Annotated in this window: 18 protein-coding genes; 9 read left to right on the top strand and 9 right to left on the bottom strand. The window is 68.2% G+C overall.

Annotation, left to right across the window (positions count from 1 at the left end; all coding sequences use genetic code 11):
• Positions 1-2 precede the first annotated feature (2 nt).
• Positions 3-521: a hypothetical protein gene (locus tag D0Z08_RS01130; RefSeq protein ID WP_118921827.1), complete on the bottom strand. Its 519-nt coding sequence runs from the start codon at positions 519-521 to the stop codon at positions 3-5.
• On the bottom strand, positions 518-970 hold the full coding sequence (locus D0Z08_RS01125) for a hypothetical protein (protein ID WP_118921825.1): 453 nt from the start codon (positions 968-970) through the stop codon (positions 518-520). The genes D0Z08_RS01130 and D0Z08_RS01125 overlap by 4 nt, the downstream gene beginning before the upstream one ends.
• A gap of 445 nt (positions 971-1,415) precedes the next feature.
• On the opposite strand from D0Z08_RS01125, the gene D0Z08_RS01120 reads away from it, so the two are divergent.
• From D0Z08_RS01120 to D0Z08_RS01095, 6 genes are all read left to right on the top strand, one after another.
• The gene (locus D0Z08_RS01120) at positions 1,416-2,492 is read left to right on the top strand and encodes a LuxR C-terminal-related transcriptional regulator (RefSeq protein ID WP_220453966.1); all 1,077 of its coding nucleotides are present in this window, start codon (positions 1,416-1,418) and stop codon (positions 2,490-2,492) included.
• A complete protein-coding gene (locus tag D0Z08_RS33330; RefSeq protein ID WP_118921821.1) occupies positions 2,489-3,637 on the top strand; it encodes a LuxR C-terminal-related transcriptional regulator in 1,149 nt (382 codons plus the stop codon). Before D0Z08_RS01120 ends, D0Z08_RS33330 begins: the two co-directional genes overlap by 4 nt.
• 136 nt (positions 3,638-3,773) lie before the next feature.
• Positions 3,774-4,073 carry a hypothetical protein gene (locus D0Z08_RS01110; RefSeq protein ID WP_118921819.1) on the top strand — a complete coding sequence of 100 codons (300 nt, stop codon included), beginning with the start codon at positions 3,774-3,776 and terminating at the stop codon, positions 4,071-4,073.
• Positions 4,070-4,300, top strand: coding sequence for a hypothetical protein (locus D0Z08_RS01105; protein WP_118921817.1), 231 nt, complete (start codon positions 4,070-4,072; stop codon positions 4,298-4,300). Before D0Z08_RS01110 ends, D0Z08_RS01105 begins: the two co-directional genes overlap by 4 nt.
• Before the next feature lie 101 nt (positions 4,301-4,401).
• The gene (locus D0Z08_RS01100; RefSeq protein WP_245993473.1) at positions 4,402-5,493 is read left to right on the top strand and encodes a lytic murein transglycosylase; all 1,092 of its coding nucleotides are present in this window, start codon (positions 4,402-4,404) and stop codon (positions 5,491-5,493) included.
• A gap of 64 nt (positions 5,494-5,557) precedes the next feature.
• On the top strand, positions 5,558-6,400 hold the full coding sequence (locus tag D0Z08_RS01095; protein WP_118921815.1) for a 3-hydroxybutyryl-CoA dehydrogenase: 843 nt from the start codon (positions 5,558-5,560) through the stop codon (positions 6,398-6,400).
• Between the two features lie 8 nt (positions 6,401-6,408).
• Here the strand turns inward: D0Z08_RS01095 and D0Z08_RS01090 are convergent, their stop codons facing one another.
• From D0Z08_RS01090 to D0Z08_RS01065, 6 genes are all read right to left on the bottom strand, one after another.
• Positions 6,409-7,365 carry an alpha/beta fold hydrolase gene (locus D0Z08_RS01090; RefSeq protein WP_118921814.1) on the bottom strand — a complete coding sequence of 319 codons (957 nt, stop codon included), beginning with the start codon at positions 7,363-7,365 and terminating at the stop codon, positions 6,409-6,411.
• The gene (locus tag D0Z08_RS01085) at positions 7,362-8,786 is read right to left on the bottom strand and encodes a wax ester/triacylglycerol synthase domain-containing protein (RefSeq protein WP_118921812.1); all 1,425 of its coding nucleotides are present in this window, start codon (positions 8,784-8,786) and stop codon (positions 7,362-7,364) included. The genes D0Z08_RS01090 and D0Z08_RS01085 overlap by 4 nt, the downstream gene beginning before the upstream one ends.
• Positions 8,787-8,820: 34 nt before the next feature.
• Positions 8,821-10,698 (bottom strand): 1-acyl-sn-glycerol-3-phosphate acyltransferase, encoded by a 1,878-nt coding sequence (locus D0Z08_RS01080; RefSeq protein ID WP_118921810.1) that lies wholly within the window; start codon positions 10,696-10,698, stop codon positions 8,821-8,823.
• Positions 10,695-12,161, bottom strand: coding sequence for an HAD-IB family hydrolase (locus D0Z08_RS01075; protein WP_118921808.1), 1,467 nt, complete (start codon positions 12,159-12,161; stop codon positions 10,695-10,697). Before D0Z08_RS01075 ends, D0Z08_RS01080 begins: the two co-directional genes overlap by 4 nt.
• Before the next feature lie 135 nt (positions 12,162-12,296).
• Positions 12,297-13,172, bottom strand: coding sequence for an alpha/beta fold hydrolase (locus tag D0Z08_RS01070; protein ID WP_118921806.1), 876 nt, complete (start codon positions 13,170-13,172; stop codon positions 12,297-12,299).
• Positions 13,173-13,204: 32 nt separating this feature from the next.
• Positions 13,205-14,752 carry an acyl-CoA synthetase gene (locus D0Z08_RS01065; protein ID WP_118921804.1) on the bottom strand — a complete coding sequence of 516 codons (1,548 nt, stop codon included), beginning with the start codon at positions 14,750-14,752 and terminating at the stop codon, positions 13,205-13,207.
• 133 nt (positions 14,753-14,885) lie between these two features.
• Between D0Z08_RS01065 and D0Z08_RS01060 the strand changes: the two genes are divergently transcribed.
• The 3 genes from D0Z08_RS01060 (at position 14,886) to D0Z08_RS01050 (ending at position 18,428) form a co-directional block, all read left to right on the top strand.
• A complete protein-coding gene (locus tag D0Z08_RS01060) occupies positions 14,886-16,007 on the top strand; it encodes a PucR family transcriptional regulator (protein WP_147381280.1) in 1,122 nt (373 codons plus the stop codon).
• 184 nt (positions 16,008-16,191) lie between these two features.
• Positions 16,192-17,451 (top strand): hypothetical protein, encoded by a 1,260-nt coding sequence (locus D0Z08_RS01055; RefSeq protein ID WP_118921800.1) that lies wholly within the window; start codon positions 16,192-16,194, stop codon positions 17,449-17,451.
• An 86-nt stretch (positions 17,452-17,537) separates the two neighbouring features.
• Positions 17,538-18,428, top strand: coding sequence for a hypothetical protein (locus tag D0Z08_RS01050; RefSeq protein ID WP_118921798.1), 891 nt, complete (start codon positions 17,538-17,540; stop codon positions 18,426-18,428).
• Between the two features lie 785 nt (positions 18,429-19,213).
• Here the strand turns inward: D0Z08_RS01050 and D0Z08_RS01045 are convergent.
• Entirely contained in the window at positions 19,214-19,840 is a 627-nt protein-coding gene (locus tag D0Z08_RS01045; protein WP_245993471.1) for a GNAT family N-acetyltransferase, read from the bottom strand.
• Positions 19,841-19,899 lie beyond the last annotated feature (59 nt).

Raw genomic sequence — 19,899 nt, 5'->3', positions numbered from 1 at the left:
ACTCAGATCAGCGTGATCGACTCGATCTTCCACTGCTCGTCGATCCGCCTGGCCTCGAGGACGAGCTGGGCCGCGCCCGTGCCGGACTGTCCGGATGCGGTCACGCCCGCCTGGTCGGCGAGGAGCAGGAGCCTGGCCTGGTCGCCATTGAGCCAGGTCACACCGACCGCCTGAACCACTGTCTCGAGGGTCAGGCCCTGCTTCTCTGCCTGCCGCAGGTAGCCGCCGTACAGCTGGTCGTACTGCTCCACCGCGTCGCCGACCAGGAACCTGCGGGCCTGACGCCGGGTTGCCCCCACGGCGTCAGGCCGGATCGTGAACACCGCTGTCGCGGATGCGGTCACGTCCTCCATCAAGCTCTCGGTGGCGGCCCCGTCGGCGAAGGCCTCGTTGGCGTTGCTCGACGTTCCCGGCTCATGGGGGCCCAGGGCGACGGCGGCGGTGTATCCCGCGGCGCCGCCGGCGAGGAGCGTCGTCGCGATTGCGATCCGGACCCGGATCCGGCTGGAGACCCGGGTCATGCCGGCACCCGCAGGGCCTCGAGGAAGGTGACCTTCCAGGCCGAACCCAGGTGCTGCACCAGGACGCGGAACCTCACCACGCGAACCGTGGGCTCACCGCGGGCGGGTTGGGTGCGCACTTCGAGCACCCCTAGGACAGTGGCTCGTCCGGCTCCGTGGTCGAACGACGAGATCGCGGTCTCGAGCACGGTTGCGGAGGTGTCTGCTGCGGTGCGCACGGCGCGGGCGCGGATCCCGGCCCGGTCCTTGCGCACCTGCTGCCGCAGTTCGCCGCCGGAGACCTCCAGCCATCGCTGGATGGTCTCGTCCATCCGAGCGTGGTCGATGGTGTTGAACGCCAGCAGCGCATCCGTCGCGGCCTCGGCCGCCTCGTCGCGTGCCTGCGCGGCCGCCGTCGACGCCGACCCGGCCGGGGGAGAAGTGGGCTTCCAGGGAGCCCATCCGGCCACGGCACCCAGCCCAGCGGCCAAGATTGTCGCGGCAATGAATATCGCCAACCCGCGCGGCACTGCAGGACGGGCAACGCTCAGACGAGCCGAAGGGCGCTCGTGCGACCGCCGCGCAGCCGACGCGTCCTTGACCTTCTCTGGAGCATCTACGCGTGTCATCGGTCACCTCCTGTGCCTGCTCGAACCCAGTGGTCTGATGGGCCAGTCCAGCGTGAAGTAAACCACACGTAACTTGACGGAGCAATGCGTTCGCGATCGGCGGCGGCGACGTCCGGACGGTGCGGCCAGGCGTAATCCGGGCGGCGCAGGCCTTGACAGGGGATGTGGCGGAGGTCACGATGAAGGACGGAAGTAAATGTGAGGAAATCATTGATGCATGGGGTGTTGATACAAGATGGGTACTTTGCAGCTGTATCCGGCTCCGCTTGAGGTCGAGGCAAACGCCGTGGCCCTCCGCCGGGAGATCGTCGACGCGAAACTACGCGCGATGCTGGCGACAGCCGCGCTGCCGCCGGCGGCACCTGGCCTGGACGATCTCCGACTGGCGGAGCCGCTCGCTTCCGGTGACGACGAGCTGGGAAAGCTCGATGAGCTTTTCGCCGCGACCGAGAGGGCGATGAACGCCGTCACCGAGAAGCTGTTGCCGGCGCCGCTTCTCGCGGCCCGTCGGGTCAACCTCGCACTCGACCACGTCCAGGCAGGCGCGACCCTCACCGACGTGATGCGTGCCGTCCCCTCCGAGCTGTGCTGGGCCGGCGACTTCGACCGCGTCCTCTTCTCCCGTGTCGAGGAGTCCTCCTGGGTGCCCGCGACGTGGTACACGACCGACCCCGGCAGTGCAGCTACCGTTGCGTTCGGTCAGCTGGTCCACGGCAGCCGGTTCACGTTGTCCAACGGTTCGATCGAGGCCGAGATCGTCCGGCGGCGGGTCACGGCCCTCGTCACCGATGCCGCAGAGGAGACCCGGACGTTCCCGCCGCTGCTTTCAGTCGCGGAGTGCCAGTCCTACATCGTCGCGCCAGTCGTGTCCGGCGAGGCCGTGGTCGGCCTGCTGCACGCGGACGCGGCGGCATCGGGACGACGACTTGCAGAGGCCGATCGGGTGACGCTGCGGGCGTTCGCCGATGGGGTCGGCCTGATCCTGGAGCGGATGGCGCTCGTCGAGGCGCTCGCGAAGCAGCGCCACCTGATCGCGGATGCCCTTGCGGCGGCCGAGCGTGCCGTCGCCGCCATCGCCGACGCCCCCGTGTCGCTCGCGCCCCGCCCCCCCGAGCCGATCGCAACGTCGCACCGCGCGGAGGAGCCCCTGGCGCACGACGGGCTCACGGCTCGTGAGCGCGAGGTCTTCGCCCTCCTCGTCTCGGGAGCCACGAACGCCGCTATCGCAGACAGGCTGACGGTCTCCGAGACGACAGTGAAGTCGCACGTGAAGCACATTCTCCGCAAGATGCACGTGGGCAACCGGGCAGAGGCGATCGCGAAGTACCTCCGCGACGGCAACAACCTGGGGGTCTCGAGATGAGCGTCGACCTTGCCCCGCCCCGGACCGCAGTGTTCGCGCCGACGGCACGGCCCGGCCGCAGCCGGGTCAGCGGACACCACCGCAGCCGGGCTGTCGAGCTGACGGGCCTGGTGAGTGAGGCGCTCAGTGTGCGCGCCGAGGACCTGATGCCGGGGACTCCCCAGCTCGAGGTCACTCCCGACCGGGTGGCGACGCTCGCGCGGTCCTGCGTCTCCGAGGCCCGGGCCGACGCCGAGACGGACGCCGCTCGCGCCCGTGATCTCTACCTCCTTGCCCTGGACCTCCAGGTGCTAGCGCTCGACCTCCAGCAGGAGGAGCTCGTCCTGCGGAACCGGCGGCTCGGCGAATGCGCCGACAGTCTCGCCCGCCTCCGCGGCATCCCGAACTCGCAGGATCTCGTCGACGCTGTCTGCCAAGAGCTGGTCAGCCGCTGTGACTTCGGCAGGGCGACGATCTCGCGGGTCGACCAGGGGATGTGGCTGCCGCGGAAGGCATACTTCGCCGCCGCCGACGCGTCGTGGTTCGACGACTGGATCGATCAGGCGATCCCGCTCCACGGACACACGCCCGAGGCGCGCCTGCTGACCGAACGCCGACCGGCGCTGGTCCTCGACACTACGACCGCGCCCGTGCATCGCGACATCATCGTCGAGTCTGGACAATCCCAGTCCTACGTCGTCGCGCCGCTGATCTCACGGGGCACGGTCGTGGGGTTCTTCCACTGCGACCACTTCCCCACGCAGCGTCGGGCGAGCGACGTCGACCGCGACGTCCTCGGTGCGTTCGCCGAAGGTCTCGCCCGGCTTCACGAGCGGCTGGTGCTGATGGAGCGCATCGACGCCCAGCGCGCCGAGGTCGGCTCCGTTCTCGAGAACGCGGTCCGCTCGCTCCCGGAGGCGCTCGGAGCGGTTCCCCGGCCGCGGGAGATCACCCCGGCGCGGTTGAGGGTGCTCGCCGAGCTGACGGCGCGCGAGGTCGAGGTTCTCGACCTGGTGGTCGGCGGAGCGACCAACCGCGCCATCGCCTCAAGGCTGGTCATCGCCGAGGACACCGTCAAGTCACACGTGAAGCAGATTCTCCGCAAGCTCGGCGTGACCAACCGCGCGCAGGCGATCGCCCGTGCCGCCGGGACCGCCCCGGACTGATCGGCGTAGCCGGGGCGCCTCTCGCGGGGGTGGATGCCCCCGGGGGATGGCGGAGTGACCACTGCAGGGTGATGTGACGCACGCCATGCCTTCGTAGCGTTGGACGCAGATCATCGCAGTCCTTCCGGAGGCATCCATGAGCGTCACGTCTCGACCCGAATCCCGGGCTCTGCCGCGCTACTTCGTGTCTGCCCGTCACGGCCGGATCGAGCGTTCCGCCGACGGTGCCGGCAACTGGCAGCCGTTCGGGAGCCACCATGCCCGCGAGGTCGGTGCACCGACCACGGCGTGCGGTCTCCCGGCACACGACTGGCGGATGTTCTGGGAGCTCCCGTTCCCGAGCAGCACCGGGGCGCTCTGCCACCACTGCATGGCAGCCGTCGCACCTCCCGAGGTTCGACCCCTGCCGCGCGCAGCTGCAGGAGGCCGGCGATGACCGCCGCTCCCGACGGACTCGCCCCCGAGCTCGTCACCGCGATCTGCCGTGAGCTGTGGAGGCTCGCGAAGGCGGAGGACGACCTCGCCGCCGCTGAGGCCGCAGCCACGCCGTACTGGCGGCCGTGCTCGCCGTCGGTCCTCGGTCACCGGGCGGCCGCTGGTGCGCTGCGGGCTGATGCGATGCGGCTCGAGAACGCCGCCCGACCCAACTCCCTCGCGAGTTGAGCGGCATCGTGGAGCGCCGGAAGCCCCCGCGCGGGGGCAGACACTTGGGAACCACGAGGCCGAAGCGAGGGCCGATCAGCAGAGGCGTAGCCCTGGCCGGCGTGCTCGCCCTCTCAGTCACGTGGACCACCGCAGTCGTCCAGGTCAGTCCGGAACCGGAGCAGAAGGATGCCCGCCCGGTTGCGCTGCCCATCTCCGATCAGCCGCCGGATCGGCCTGCCAGCACCAGCGTGCCGGCACGACTCGGCTACAAGGCCGCCAGCCGGGGTCGGGTCCGCGGGGTCTCGTCGGCACCGACCGATGACATCCCATCCGCGGCGCTCGCGGCGTACCAGCGTGCCGAAGCCGTGATCAATCTCGCCGACAAGTCCTGCAAGCTCCCATGGCAGCTGCTCGCTGCCGTCGGCCGGGTCGAGTCCAACCACGGCCGTACCGGTGGGAATCTTGTCGATGCCGACGGGATCTCGCGGCCGGGCGTGCGTGGCCCCCGACTGGACGGCACGCACGGCACAGCCAGGATCAGCGACACCGACGCCGGAAGGGTCGATGACGATCCGGCCTTCGACCGTGCGGTCGGGCCGATGCAGATCATCCCCAGCACCTGGACCGAGATCGCGGTGGATGCCGACGGCGACGGGCGGCGGAATCCCCAGGACGTCGACGACGCTGCGCTGGCTGCCGCCGTCTACCTGTGCTCCGGCCCCGACGACCTGTCAACCCGGGACGGGCTGCGCCGGTCGGTCCTCCGCTACAACCGGTCGCAGGAGTACGTCGACCTGGTGCTGTCGATCATGGCGGGCTACCAGGACGGCGACTACGCGGAAGCGCCGAACAGTGTCACCCCCTCGATGACCCTTTCCGCTGACGATCACGCCGGACCGGTGGAGCGCTCGTCGCCGGAGGACCGCGCCCACAACTTCAGCCACGGCGACAGCGGCCCCGCGCAGCCGACACAGCCGGCACCGGACCACCCGGACGAATCTCCCGACTCGCCGCAGGACCCGCCGCCGACCGAGCACGAGCCGCTGGCAAGGGTCAAGAAGAAGGTCGAAGAGACCACCACGGCCGCCGCGCACACCGTTACCGGGGTCCTCAGCATCGCGCAAGCAACCACAGCGTGCGCCGCCGCTGGCCTCAACGCGCTCCTCATGCCGCGAACCTGGCGCGAGTGCATCGACCGCCACACGCGGTGACAACGGACAGGTTGGCGCGTCTGCGCCGACAGTCGAACAGCAGCACCAGGAAAGGAACCGAAGAGTGAACCGAATCGGAGTCGTCGGGTGTGGCCTCATGGGCGCCGGGATCGCAGAGGTCTGTGCCCGCGCCGGGATGGACGTGATCGTCGTCGAGTCCTCGCCCGCCTACGCCGAGGCCGGCCGGGATCGGCTGGGCAGGTCGCTCGAGCGGGCCGAGCAACGCGGCAAGATCGTGAGCGCCGCCGACGTAAGGCAGCGGATCTCCGTCGTCGAGGACCTCGACCAGCTCGCTGACCGGGAACTGGTCATCGAGGCGATCATCGAGGACGAGGCGGCCAAGGTCGAGCTCTTCGGCAAGCTGGATGCGATCGTCGACGACCCGGACGCGATCCTGGCGTCCAACACCTCGTCGATCCCGATCATGAAGCTCGCAGTGGCAACCAACCGACCGTCGCACGTGGTCGGCGTGCACTTCTTCAACCCCGTCCCGGTGCTCTCGCTGGTAGAGCTGGTGCCGAGTCTGCTGACCGCACCGGAGACAACCGAACGCGTCCGGACGTTCGTCCACGACGACCTGGGCAAGCGCGCGATCGACTGTCAGGACCGGTCGGGCTTCGTGGTGAACTCCCTGCTCATCCCTTTCGTGCTCTCCGCGATCCGCATGGTCGAGTCCGGCTTCGCCACCGCCCGGGACATCGACGAGGGCCTGGTCCGCGGCGCAGCGCACCCGCAGGGACCGCTCGCGCTTGCAGACCTGATCGGTCTCGACACGACCAAGGCGGTGGCGGACTCGCTGTACGAGGAGTTCAAGGAACCGCTGTACGCGCCGCCGCCGTTGCTGGCGCGCATGGTCGACGCCGGACTGCTCGGCCGGAAGACCGGCCGCGGCTTCTACGACTACTGAACCGCTGCTCAGCTGTTCAGGTGCTCGGCCACGCTGCGGCCGACCAGGTCTTGGGCCTGCAGCCAGGGTGCGTGCCCTGCGGCCCGCACTCGCAGGAGATGTGAGTCGCGCACCGCGACGATCGAGCGCGCCGCTTCGAGTGGATGAAGGAACACGTCCTCATCACCCCACGCCAGGAACGTGGGCTGGGCAATCCGGCCGAGGTCGCGCTCGGTGAGTGCAACGCCCTCCCGGACCTGGCCAGCTTTGACCATTGCGCAGAAGAAGCTGGCCAGCGACCTTGAATTGGTCGTGCGGGACCCCAGCAGCTGGAGTGCGGTTCGGACCGGTCCATGTCGGTCCAGCGCGCCAGGTCCCAACGCCAGTTCGTTGAAGCGGTCGAAGGCACGGTCCGAGACGGGCCTGGACAGCAGGAACGGGCCAAGTCGGGGCATCGCGAGCAGCTTCATGGCTGTCAGCGGGCGGATCCCCTGGAAGGCCGCACCAGGTGCACCGAGCAATACCAAGCGACGGATCCGCGCCCCCAGGTCGAGACCGGCGTAAAGGCTGAACTGCGCACCCATCGAGTGGCCCACCAGATCGACCACGGGGAGGTCGAGCGCGTCGAGCACGGCCTCGACCACTGAGCTTGCGTGAGACCGCATGTCATGGGTCGGCGCCAGCACGCAAGGCCCCGAGAGACCATGCCCGGGCCAGTCGAGGGCGACGACCTGGCGGCCACCGAGGAAGGTCATGAGCGGAGCGGCCAGAACCTGGGCGGATCCGATGCCGTGCAGCAGTAGCACGGGGTTGTAGTTGGTTGCATCGCCGAAGACGGAGACCCGAACGTCCACCTCGCCGGCACTCGTGCGGATGGTGATCTGCTTGCCCGTACGGCCCAGCCCGTAGAACTCGTACGCCGCGTCCTCTGCCGAGACGATCTGGAGGTCGAGCTCGGGCGGCAGGAGTTGCAGCCGTTGTGTCATTGGTCCGCCTCCGCCCGTTGCCCAAGGTCGAGAACTTCACGGAACCCCGATTCGAGGCACTCTCCCAGGATCTCGATGCGCGGGAAGGCCTGGGCATCGACGTTGAGGCCGATGAAGCAGTGGCCCTCGTGGGTCATCATCGTGACCATCGCCGCGACGCCGGGCCGCGGGCCGAACACATAGGTGCCGACGACCCGGGCGCCCGCGAGGTAGGTGGGCCGTCGCAGCCCGGGGATGTTCGAGATCTGCAGGTCCGCGACCGCCGTTGCCCGTGCGGTCAGCTCGATGATGGCGGCGTTGGGCAGCCGGCTCAGCGCCTTCGAGACGGTGTCGAGACAGGTGATGGCAGGTTCTTTTCGAACGTCGCGCACGAGCTCGCCGATCATCCGGATCCTTGCGGCCGGGTCGCTCTCCGACACAGGGGCAGAGAGCCGGACACCCGTGAATCGGTTGCCGCCCCCGGGGTCGTCGGATGATCGGAGGCTGACCGGCATCGCGATCGGGATGCGGTCGACCTGTACGCCGTACCGCTCGTGATAGAAGCGCAGCCCGCCCAGCACCGCTGCGACGTACGCGTCGTTGACCGATCCTCCGGCGGCCCGGCCAGCGTCCCGGAGGTCCTCGAGCGCGAGGTCGAGGATGAGCAGCCGGTTCTCGCGCCCGCTCCCTGCCAGCAGCGGCGAGCGCGGCGGCATCGCACCGAAGACGCGCATCAGGGAGCGACCGTAGGCGAGGGCGCTCCCGGCGCGGCTCCGCGGGTCACTGAGCACGCGCCGAGCGCTACCGACCGCCGACAAGGCGACAGAGGGGGAATGAGCGGCTCCGTTGGCAACGCTGCGCACGAGGAGCTGTGCCGGAGTGACCGCCGGCCTGACAGCTGGGTCACCCGTGGCCGGGCCCTCGGCGGGGTCCGTTGTGTGGCCGTGTGTCAGGCCCAGCAGCTGCACCAGGCCCATTCCGTCGGTGAGGCTGTGGTGGCACTTGAAGACGTACGCGGCCCGGCCGTTCGCCATCCCACCCACCAGGGTCGCGCTCCAGGGTGGCCGTCTTCGGTCGAGTGGCTCGGTCAGGAGGTTCTCGCAGAGCTCCAGCAGCTCCTTGTCCGTGGCGGATCCGCCGAGGTAGACGCGACGGACGTGATGGCTCAGGTCGAAGTGCGAGTCGGTGGACCAGGCGGGCTGCACGATCGGCAAAGGCGGCTCCACCACCCGCTCGCCGAGCCGCGGGATCCGGGCGACAGCTCGGCGGTGCGCGGCCATGAAGCGCGTCCAGTCGGGCTCGGAGTCCAGCAGTTCCACCAAAATGCCCGTCGACGTCGTACGTGGGTCGCCCTCGGCGCGCCACATGATTGCGTCCCAGGCACTCATCTGCTGTGGCCCGCCCCAAGAGACGTGCTGGTCGGACGTTGAGGAGGGGTCCATGGTGGGCCTTCCTGACGATTCGGTGGATGCCGGGTCAGCGATCGCGCGCGGCGTAGGCGCCGTTCAGCGTGGGAATGGGACGGCGGCTGATGGTCGGCGTCAGGGGAGCGGGCGATCCGAGCCGGGCCAACCGCTCGATGCGATCACGGATCCCGACGATCTCCCGCTCGAAGGCCGCACGACGTTCGGCGAGATCGGGTGCGTCGGACTCGACGAGACCAAGATGGCGAGCCAGGCGGAGAGCGGTCATGAACATCTCGCCCGATGCAGACTCTTCGCTCGCGATCTCACGCTGCAGAGCCCATTGCTGGCCCACGACTAGGCAGCGGTCGAGGAATCGCTCCTCGTCGAAGTCGCCCGACTCGCCCAGCTGGCTCAACTGGTGTGCGACCACGCTGTAGGCGTCGATGAATGGGCGGAGCATCAGAGGGGCGGCGGTGAACCCGTCGAATCGCGTGAGGCGGTCAGCGGCGTCGGTGGCTCCGAGGTCCTCGAAGGCGATACCTGCCTCGGGGTCAGTCAGCTCCAGCTCGGCACGCAGGTTGGCAGCGAACTGCTCCCTCGGCGGGAAGAAGAACTCGAACTTGAGCAGGTCGCGCATCCGGAACGCGTCATCGAGCGGGTCGAGCGCAGCATCCGCGCCGTCCTCGGCTGCCCGGAGCAGGACGAGCTCGAGGATGGACCGCTCGACCAGCACGTGGATCGCGCTGTTGCGGTAGACGGCGGCGACCAGGTGTTGCTTAGGGCCGACGCCCCAGACCGTCGTGTCACCCTTGAAGCTGGTGAGCACACCGGACTTGACCAGGTCCTGGAGCGCACGCCGAACTGTCGCGCGATCGGTCAGGTTGGCTGCCCCCGCCGTGGGCCAGCGCCTCGACTCGAGGTACGCCGCCAGCGGCTCGATGGTCGTCAGGACCTCGTCGAGGGTCAGTGCTCGGTCGGCCGCCAGGAGGGCGATGCAGACGGCCGCCGTGGGCATGACCGGGGTCGCCATGTTGATGCCGTGCGAGACCTCGACAGCGATCCGCTCGACTGCCGTCGACTCCGCTGAGCCCTCGGTTCGCAGCTCGGCCAGCCTGGATCGGAGGGGGATCGGATCGCCGAAGTCGACGTAGACGCGCCCGAGCCGAGTGCGCAGTCCGCGGAGATATCCGAGGAACCACTTCAGGTCCTCCGGCTTCTTGCCCTGGCCGCGTGCCTCATCGGTCATCAGGCCGATCTCGTGGGTGGGCAGCTGGTCGTAGAGGATCGAGACCGGCACGAGGAGCACGTTCGCAGAGTCGAGCTCGTCGACCGCATCGACGACATACCGGAGCAGCCCGAGCCTGGGCGGCCGGAGCTTGCCGGTGCGGGTGCGACCACCTTCGATCGACCAGATCAGGTTCGACCGGCTCCCGACGAGATGACGCATGAAGGAGCGCAGTGCCGACTTGTAGACCGGCTGGTCGCTCGTGCTCCGGCGGATGTGCACCATGCCCGTGCGCCGGGCCACCGAACCGAGCGGGAAGAAGTCGAGATTCGCGCCGGCGAACCCGAACGGCTGGTGGACGCCCTGCTCGACAAGCGCCGGCGGGATCGCCCACTCGTCGAGGTATGACCGGTGCGAGACCAGGAAGACCAGGGAGTGCTCGCGATCCAATGCCCGGAGCCCCGCCAGTCCCTCCTCGTCGAGCAGTCGGTCGTAGCCGCGCAGCATCCAGTTGCCCAGACGGTGCCAGGAGTCGACGAACCGCGGGTCATGCGTGGCAGATAGCTCGCGGTAGCACTCGGCGACCTCGCCCGCGACGGCCCGGCGATCGCGCTGCAGGGAAGCAGTGAGCTCGTCCACCTGTGCATCGAAGTCCGGGGACTCGAGCAGTGAGGAGACCAGCGAGGAACCGGATGCACGGGAGCTCCAGAACGGCAGAGTCACGACGGGATCCCTTCTACGGCCGGCGAGCGCCCGGCAGGCCACTCCTCGAGCGTGTCCTTGTACAGCCGGTGGACGTCGTCCACGGCCCGGTCGAGGTCCGCCTTGGCCCAACCGACGGTGAGGATCGGCGGGTGCACGACAACGTCCACGATCCCCGGGCGTGCCGTCCTGGCATCACGCCACATCAGCTCGCCAGCGTTCCTGATGACGATCGGCACGATGGGCACCCCGGCCTGCATCGCGAGGTGGAAGGCGCCCTTCTTGAAGGCTCCGACCTCGGGAGAGAACGAACGGGTTCCCTCGGGCGCGATCGCGATCGATACTCCGTCAGCGAGTCGCTCCTTTGCCGTTTCGAAGACATCGAGGGCCTGGCTGCCGTCGGACCGGTCGATGAACGCGAAGTCGGCCATGGTCAGCAGCTGGCCGATGACTGGGATGTCGGCGACCTCGCGTTTGACGACCGCCGTGAACCCGCCGCGCAGGATGGTCGTAGTGACGAGTACGTCGATCAGCGAGCTCTGGTGGTTGACGAGGAAGACCGCAGGCCGGTGCGACCAGAGATGGCGCTCGCCCGTGACCTTCACATCGATATTCCCGAGTGCCGCCGCAACGTGGGAGAACACCCCGGTGGCGAAGTCGATCGAGCGCCGCCGGCGGCCGGTCAGCGCTCCCATGACCATGCCCGCGGTGCCCGCGCCGACCAGCGCGCCGTACATCGCGGTGGTGCGCAGCAACGGCTTCGGGTCGAGCCGGCCAGGACGCCCTTCGAGCCGGATGATGCTCCAGGAGTGGCTCGCGGCGTAGGACTCCAAGTCCGGCTGCGGGTTGACGGCGCACGGAATCCCGACCCCGGCAAGGAACGGCACGTCCTCGTTGCCGTTCGCGTAGCCGTAGGAGTCGGCGAGGGAGACTCCCTCGCGGTCGGCGAGGTCCTCGACGGACGCGATCTTCCCGGCGCCCCAGGGGGCGCGACCGCGGACGCGTCCGGTCAGCCGTCCGTCCTTCTCGTCGAGCTCGGTGCATACGATGTGCTTGATCCCGAGCTCGCGGGCGAATGGGGCGACCTGCAGCCGCGTGGCCGAGGTCGCGATCACCACGGTGTGGCCACTGCGCTGATGCGCCTTGACCACGCGCCACATGTCGTGGAAGAGGTTCCCGGCAATGCTCTGGCGGAAGATTCGCTCGCCGAGGTCCTCCATTTCCTCGACCGCGCGACCGGCCCAGCCTGACACGCCGCGAGTGACGACCTCGACGAACTGCGACTCGGAGAGTGTTCCGCCGCTCATCAGCTTCGCGGTCTCGATGACTTCACCCAAGCTCAGCTCGAGGTTCTTGAGCCGGTGCGCGAAGACCGCGGTTGCGGAGTAGCCGTCGATCAGGGTGCCGTCGAAGTCAAAGAATGCCCCGACCTTCGGGCCCTGCGGACCGCTACGGATCGCGTCGAGCAGGGGCTCGATCGACATCCGACACCACCTTCCAATGGGTCTGTTGATGATGGCGGGCAGCGGCGGGCAGGCGCGTCCCCATGCGGGAGGGGACTCGTCGTCCGAAGTGGGGGAATCGCGAATGGCATCGCGAACCAGGCACCAGCCCAGCGCTCACGCAGGGAAGCGCGTGTCCAACCACGCGAGGAGGTCGGACATGAACTCGTCCCTGTTGATCTCGTTCGTCAGCTCGTGCCGGGCTCCGTTGTAAACCTTGAGGTCGACGTCGGTCAGGCCGGCAGCGATGTAGCGCTCGATGAGCGGGTGCGCGAGCGCAAGTCCGGCGTTCACCGGGTCGGCGTCTCCGACCGCAACCAGCACGGGGAGGTCGTGTCGCAATCCCGACAACGCGTCCGGGTCGGCAAGCCGGCGTGCGCCGGCGAAGAGCCCCTTCGTCCCCGGCACGTCGAGTCCGAACCCGGTGAGCGGGTCAGTCACGTACTGGTCCACGCGCTCCTCGTCACGGGACAGCCAGTCGAAGGCCGTTCGTGCCGGTGCGAACGGGGCGTTGAACATCGCGAGGTCCAGGTCGGCCTCGAGATCAAGGGCCGGTTCAAGGAGGTCTAGCGCTGCCGTGCCCGTGAGCACGACGCCGTCGATGTCGTCACTGCAGTCGGGAAGGAACTGCTGGACTGCGAAGGAGCCCATGCTGTGCCCGAACAGCACGACTGGTTTGCCGGGCGCGGCATCGGCCGCGTAGCGCCGTACCGCCGAGATGTCGCCCACGAGCGCCGCCCACCCGTCTGCGCCGATCTGTCCCAGCGCGTCGGGCGTGGCGGCGCTGGCGCCGTGGCCTCGGTGGTCCTGGGCGACGACCGTCCAGCCTTCGCTGTTCAGGGTTGCCGCGAGCTCGGTGTAGCGGAGTGCGTGCTCGCCCATGCCGTGCGTGACCTGCACCACGCCGCGCGGTCGGTTGACGGCCCACGTGTAGACGTGGATCTTGACGCCGTCCTCCGTGGCCAGGGTCGTGGTCTCGTGGGTGGTGCCCATGTCTTCCTCGTTTCCTTCGATCGCGGCGGCGCTCAGTTCACTGATCGGTCGGCGTCGGCCCAGTGCTTCGTGCGCAGCTCTCGCTTGAGGACCTTCCCCGCCCCGGAGACGGGGAGCGCGTCGATGAACTCGACGCTGCGCGGTGCCTTGTAGGAGGCGATGCGCGACTTCGTGTGCTCGCGGAGCTGTCCCAGCGTCACGGTGCTCCCGGGCCTGAGCACGATGACCGCGTGCACGCGCTCGCCCCACTCGTCATCGGGCACCCCGATCACGGCGCACGAGGCGACGGACGGGTGGCTCGCGATCGCGTTCTCCACCTCGGCCGAGTACACGTTCTCGCCGCCGCTGACGATCATGTCCTTGAGCCGGTCGACGATGAAGACGTACCCGTCGTCATCCATGTACGCACCGTCGCCGGTGTGCATCCAGCCCCCGCGCAGGGCTGCGGCGCTCTCTTCGGGCTTGTTCCAGTAGCCGCGCATGACGTTGCCGCCGAGGACGGCGATCTCCCCGACAGTGCCGCGAGGGACCTCGTTGTCATCTGCGTCGATGATGCGCACCTCTGTGTGCGGAGCCGCACGGCCGGCGGATCGGAGCCGGGCGCCTGCGCGGTGGTCGTCGGGGCCGAGCAGTGTTGCGATCGGTGCGAGCTCCGTCATGCCGAATGCCTGTGTGAAGTCGGCCTGCGGAAGGGCCCGCATGGCTCGCTCGAGGACCGCCTCCGCCATGGGCGATGCGCCGAACAGGACGCGCTCGAGGCTGGACAGGTCGTGGTCATCGACCTGGGGATGGTCGACGAGCATCTGGATCATCACGGGTACGAGCAAGGCATCGGTCACGCCGTGGTCCTGGATCGCCTTCATGACCGCGACGGGCTCGAAGGACGGAACCATCACGTGCACGCCGCCGAGCATGAGCTGAGCAGTCCAGCCGGCGAGATCGGCGAGGTGGAACATGGGTGCAGCGTGCAGGTACGTACCGCCCGGACGGAACACGTAGCCGCTAGCCGTCGCGCCCAGGGCCGACGTGATCAGGTTGGTGTGGGTGAGCATCACGCCCTTGGGGAAGCCAGTCGTTCCGCCGGTGTAGAACAAGCCGGCCAGCTCGTCGCCGCTCCGCCGGGCGTCAGGGATCGGGTCGGAATCCGCGATCAGCTGCTCGTAGGAGAACGTCCCTTCGGGAGTCGGTCCGTCGCCGCAGTGGACCACCGCCTTGAGACCTGGGTACGCCTCGCAGATCGTAGGGATCATCGGGGCGAACGTGTCGTCGACCAGGAGCAGAGAGGTCTGGGAGTCGTCGAACGAGTAGGCGATCTCGGCGGGACTCCAGCGCACGTTGACCGGGTTGAGGACCGCGTTCGCCCAGGGCGTGGCGAGGAGGTACTCGGAGTATCGGTCAGAGTTGAGCGCGAGCATCGCGACGCGATCGCCTTCGGCGACCCCGAGGCCGCGGAACGCGCCGGCGAGCCGGGCCACTCGGTCCGCGGCTTCGCCGAAGGTTCGCTTGCGATCGCCGCACACAGTCATCAGCGCGTCGGGGCTCTGCTGGACGGCCCGGTGCAGGCCTTGCGTCAGGTACATCGGCTACCACCTCGTCTGATTCGGAGACAACGACAAGGATCGTCGTGGCGGCTGGGGATGGACATGGAGCCTCCGCTAGGAGTGGCGGCCATCACTTGTAGATGTCTACAAGTCAACGGCCTAGGCTCCACCTGTGTCCTCACGAAGTGGCGTCGCCGATTCACGACAGCGGCTGATGCGCGGCGTCCTGGCTCGGCGCCAGGCACTCCTGGCCCGGATCGTGGCCAGGGCCAGGACCGAGTTCGCCGGCTACCTACGCTTCAGCGCGGACGAGCTGGCCCCGGGCGCCGGCGTCATCCTCGAGCTGTTGCTCGCGGCGCTCAGCGATGGAAGGTGCCCCACCTCGGCCGAGCTCGCCGACTACCGAGCGTACGGCCGCGGGCGCGCGGAGATGGGCATCCCGCTCGACGAGGTGCTCGGCGTTTGGCGGATGTCGTCTCGGGAGATCCTCGACGAGCTGGCGACCGTGGCGCGCACCGAAGGCGTCCCGGATGCGCTCCTACTCACTCTCACTAACGAGCTCCTCGACACCTTCGACGTCGCGATCCGCGCGTACACGGGCGGACACCAGGAGGTCGAGCTGGCCCGAGCCGGCCGCGAGCACCAGCAGCGAGCTGACTTCGTCCGAGCGTTGTTGCTGGGAACCGTCGAACACACCGAGATCGCAGACGAGGCGACGCTCTTCGGCCTTGATCCTCGGGTGGAGCACGTCGCGTTCAGAAGTCGGACGTCCTCGGTCGTTCACGAGCCGTGGCTGGCGCGGGCGACGCTTGTCGCGTCGATCGAGGGGGATATCGCTGGCGCCGTACGAATGAAACCGGCAGAGATCGAGGGCTTGACCGTCGGTCTCGGAGACTCGGTACCCCTCGAGCAACTGCCGGAGTCCTTCCGGCAGGCGACGCGCGCACTGGAGACGGCGGTCGCGTTCGGCCTAACCGGTGTGCACGACCTGGACGGGCTCGGCCTTCTCCCGGCCGTCGTCGCGGAACCTGACCTCGGCGACCGCCTGGTCCGGCGGTATCTCGAGCCGCTGGGCACGGGCTCATCGGCTGCGATGCTGCGTGAGACGCTGGAGCGGCACCTCGAGACCGGCCAGCGCGTCGAGCAGACCGCGAACGCGATGTTCGTCCACCAGAACACCGTGCGCTACCGGCTCGGCCGTTTCATCGAGCTCACCGACATCGATCCGCGCGACCCCTACCGCGCGTTCGAGCTGTGGTGGGCGCTTCAACGGTTCAAATCACGCGGCACCTGAGCCCGGGCGTAGCGATCGGGCGGCGTCCTCATGTGGTGCGGTTGGCCCCCTCCGGGGATTGCCCGAGCGGCGGCGAGCTCCCGTTTGTCAGCCTTATGTGACCAAGGCTCTGGCTGGTCGTGCCATTGCGGTCGAGACTGAGCCCCGCCGCTGGTGGTCGCGTCGACGCCGCTACGACAGGCCCATGAACACGCTCCTGCTCGCCGCCCTGCCGACCGCCGCCCGTCCCACGATCCCGTCCACGACCGCCGACCACCAAGGCATGGTTGAAGTGATGGCATGGGACGACCTGCGAGGCGGCTTTAACTTCTACCGGACTATGCCCGGCACCACCGCCTGGGTGTTCGCCGGCAACTCGCGCCACGCGCTCGTCGGAGCATCACGCAATCACGGCCCGTTCGAAAGCCACCGCAACGGCCACTTCCTCTTCAAGGAGTTCAAGAGCCCGTGGGTGCACTGGCACTCGCCGTTCGCGACCGTCAGGTCCAGCGTGTTGGCCGCCCAAGGCCTTGAGAATCATCCCTGGGTGGCCAGGCTGGAACCGGGCGGGGCGTACACGCTGGAGGAGCGGGCGGCGCGCCCGCTGATTCGGCGGTGGACGAGGACCAGGGTCGAGCAGATCCTCGCGGGCCAATCTGAGGAGACCCCAGGCCGCATGCTCGAGCAACTCGTGGACACGTTGACGGTCAACCTCGTCTCGAGCTTCACGCGCGGCGCGGACGCGGTGCGGCCCGCTGTTCAGGTCGACCTTCCCGGGACGTTCTTCGTTGATGCCGACCTCCTCGAGCAGGTCGGGTTGGTGCGCCCGCCGGCGCTCGCGGTCGACGCGCCGCTGTATGCGGGATCGCTCACCGCGAACGGAGTCCACCTCGCTGACGAGGACTCTTTCCGTCAAGCCGGCGACACCCACTTCGCCTTCGTCGTCCCCGAGCGCGCGAATGAAGACGTGGTCACCATCGGCCAGGCGCTCGAAGCGGGCCTTCTCACCCGGCGGCTGGTGGCCTGCCTGCTGATGGTCGACTTCCCCAATCCGGTGTTCTCGAACCGACGACGAGCCCTGCTCGTGCACATCTCACGAGTCCCCTTTGACGGCTCGGGGGAGACCTACAGCACCGCGGTTGGCCAGGCCATCGCCACCAGCCCCAACGCCACCAGCGACGACTCTCCGGAAGCCGAGTTCGCGCGCTGGTGGCAGCTCGGCGACGACTTCGCCCCAACCATGGATCAAGCCCTGTCCGAGTACTACAGCGCACTCCAGGGCGCACTCGCCGGCCAGGACGGCGTTACCGCGGTATTCCGGCTCGCAGACGCCCGACGTGAACACGTCAAGACGATGCCGATCGCCGAGAGCGCCCTGCTGTTCCCGACACCGGCCCAAGCGGCGATGCCGCTGCGGATGACCCCGCAAGCCGAAGTCGTCCCCGAAGAGGAGGACCTTTCGTGAGCGTCGATGCAGAGGACGTTGCCTTCGAGGCCCCCGGGCGCCTGCGCGACCTCTAACTCCAAGGCAGACAGGGATGGTCGGACTTCATGGCAGTCCAGGCATCGGAGTTCGCCTCGAGGTTCCCGCACTACTTCGATCCCACCGACGGCAGTGTCGCCACATCGACGCCGGCATCGGTCGTGTGGAGCGCATTCCCTGCTCGCCTGATGCCGCTCGGGATGTCCACTCGCTGGCGGATCGCCGACTCCAGTCGAGACGAACAGGACGAGTACTGCGAATGGCACGTCGAACGTGATTCCAGTGAACGGATCACCGCGGTCGTCTTCACCACCGAGATGCCCGAGTACTGGGCGCACCTCGCCGAAACCGACGCCGCATCGCTGGTGTCCCTGTACCAGGACCTGGTGTCAGCCGATGTCACCGAGCGCGATCTCATCCAGGGCGACCAGTACTTGCGGGACAACCCGTGGAACGGCAGCGACAGCCCCGGCATCACTCACCTGCGCCAAGGCAGCAACACGCTGCTGGCGGCGATCAAGCTCGTTGCGGACTCCACGATCCAACGCTTCCGTGACGGCCACCGAGTCGAAGATCGGCGCGAACTCGTCGAATGCGGCCAGCTCGGCGATCCCCGGCGCAACAGCGACCCGCAGATCGCCGACATCATCAATGACACCGTCCATCTGGGACGCGCAGTCAGCCTCGCCCACCCGTTCGGAATCTACCTCGACGGGATCCACAGCGCTGGGATCGAGGCGCCGGACGGCGCCGACACGGCTAGCTTCTGGACGGTCGAACGAGGAGAACCGGGACACGCCGTGCGGGCCAGGTTTGCCGTTCCCCCCAATACGAACCTGACGGTCGACGGGCGCCCGCTCATGTTCGGCAGCCAGATCGCTGACAGGGTCCGAATCCGGGTCGACGTCCTGACACGACCGAGCTCGGCCGCCCAACTCCAACGCGAATGCGGCGCCTGAGAAAGTCCCGACGTCCCGGCAGCGGCCCATCGCTGACGAGGGCAGACGGCATCCTTCGGGACACAGTGCTAGGCGCCGGACTCGAAGACGGACCACTGCGGCCGGCCGCGCCGGACACTGCCTCGCGCACGGTATGGAACAGCGCGATGGTCGTCGGCACAGATCCCGCTCTGCTCCACCGGGACGAGCCAAGGGCCTGCTGCATGATCTGGTGACAGCATGACCAGGTGGAGCGCGTGATCCGGCGCGGTCAATTCGGCCAGGGATCGTGCCCATCCCCTTTTGCAACCTTGGCGGGCGACAACAGAGGCATGCTGAGTGCATTAATGCCGCGACGGTTGGTGGCTCGGGTATCGGTGGGGCCGGCCGGCGACTCGTGAGGAAGTCGCGACTGGACGTGCAGAGGCGGCTATGACGCGCTTCGACGCACAGAAGGTGAGTGGCGCCGGGGATCCGGTCATCCGCCGCGGCAAGGTGCCCGTTGGGCTGTCGGAACGGCTGCCAGCGCGCTGGTTAGTTCTCCACAGCGCAGGGATTCGCCGGGATCGATGGAAGCGCAGTCTCCTGGCACGATCGCCGCCAACCGTGGGTCAGACTGCACCGGATGCCACATTGAGTGGCTACCTACTTTGCGTGACCATCCCCGAACTGGTGGACGAGACCTGGGGCAGGTTCGAGGTGCTCCTGGGTGATAGCGCAAGAGCCGGCCCTCACAACCAGGGAGAAGCCGGAGCGGAACCGGTAGCGCGGCGCAAACCTGAACCTGCGGTGCGGGCCTGAGACGACTATCCGTTGTTTGAGGTGAGGAGTTCGGGAGGCCGAAGCCGAAATACCTGGAGTCTCAGGTCGTAGTACTTGTCGGTCTCGCCGACCCATTGCATGCCCAACCGCCGTGCGAGCTTCTCCGCGCGCTCGTTGGCTGGCCGCATCACGGCGAACAGCTCGTGTGCCGAGTTTTCGAATGCCCAGGCTGCGACGGCTTGGGCCGCTTCGGTGGCGTAGCCGTTTCCCCAGTGATGCGGGGCGAACTGCCAGGCGAGCTCGAGGTCCTGCTGGAACGGGGGCATCCGTCGCAACGTGATCGACCCGAGCAGCACGTCATCCTCGCGACGCCTGACTGACCAGTGACCAACGGGAGGGTCAGCCTCGGCGTCCTCTTCGGCCCACCGCTCGAGAGCGGCTCGCATCCCGTCCGCGTCGTGGATGGGCTCCAGCGCGGGGGTCAGCCAGTGCGTGACCTCCGGGCGGCCGAAGATGGTCAGGGCGGCGGGCGCATCTTCAAGTGTCCAGGGCCCGAGGATGAGCCGCTCGGTGCTGCGTACGACTTGATTGGTCGCCATGTGCTGCTCCTCGCCAGTCCGTGATGTCGCTCCGCAGTCTTCAACAACAGTGGTTCGACAATGCTTCCGCATGGATGTAATTGATGCATCAATATTGATATGTCAATCATACGTGTTATGGTTGACGTGTC

Source organism: Nocardioides immobilis (genome assembly GCF_003515065.1).
In the GTDB taxonomy this organism is placed as follows: domain Bacteria; phylum Actinomycetota; class Actinomycetes; order Propionibacteriales; family Nocardioidaceae; genus Nocardioides; species Nocardioides immobilis.
This window is presented reverse-complemented; position numbering and strand designations above follow the sequence as displayed.

Bases quoted from the DNA above. Each gene is read 5' to 3' on its own strand.
- D0Z08_RS01105 (WP_118921817.1), top strand. From the start codon at position 4,070: ATGACCGCCGCTCCCGACGGACTCGCCCCCGAGCTCGTCACCGCGATC.
- D0Z08_RS01130 (WP_118921827.1), bottom strand. From the start codon at position 521: ATGACCCGGGTCTCCAGCCGGATCCGGGTCCGGATCGCAATCGCGACG.
- D0Z08_RS01070 (WP_118921806.1), bottom strand. From the start codon at position 13,172: ATGGGCACCACCCACGAGACCACGACCCTGGCCACGGAGGACGGCGTC.
- D0Z08_RS01050 (WP_118921798.1), top strand. From the start codon at position 17,538: ATGGCAGTCCAGGCATCGGAGTTCGCCTCGAGGTTCCCGCACTACTTC.
- D0Z08_RS01055 (WP_118921800.1), top strand. From the start codon at position 16,192: ATGAACACGCTCCTGCTCGCCGCCCTGCCGACCGCCGCCCGTCCCACG.
- D0Z08_RS01085 (WP_118921812.1), bottom strand. From the start codon at position 8,786: ATGGACCCCTCCTCAACGTCCGACCAGCACGTCTCTTGGGGCGGGCCA.
- D0Z08_RS01090 (WP_118921814.1), bottom strand. From the start codon at position 7,365: ATGACACAACGGCTGCAACTCCTGCCGCCCGAGCTCGACCTCCAGATC.
- D0Z08_RS01075 (WP_118921808.1), bottom strand. From the start codon at position 12,161: ATGTCGATCGAGCCCCTGCTCGACGCGATCCGTAGCGGTCCGCAGGGC.
- D0Z08_RS01045 (WP_245993471.1), bottom strand. From the start codon at position 19,840: ATGCGGAAGCATTGTCGAACCACTGTTGTTGAAGACTGCGGAGCGACA.
- D0Z08_RS33330 (WP_118921821.1), top strand. From the start codon at position 2,489: ATGAGCGTCGACCTTGCCCCGCCCCGGACCGCAGTGTTCGCGCCGACG.
- D0Z08_RS01065 (WP_118921804.1), bottom strand. From the start codon at position 14,752: ATGTACCTGACGCAAGGCCTGCACCGGGCCGTCCAGCAGAGCCCCGAC.
- D0Z08_RS01110 (WP_118921819.1), top strand. From the start codon at position 3,774: ATGAGCGTCACGTCTCGACCCGAATCCCGGGCTCTGCCGCGCTACTTC.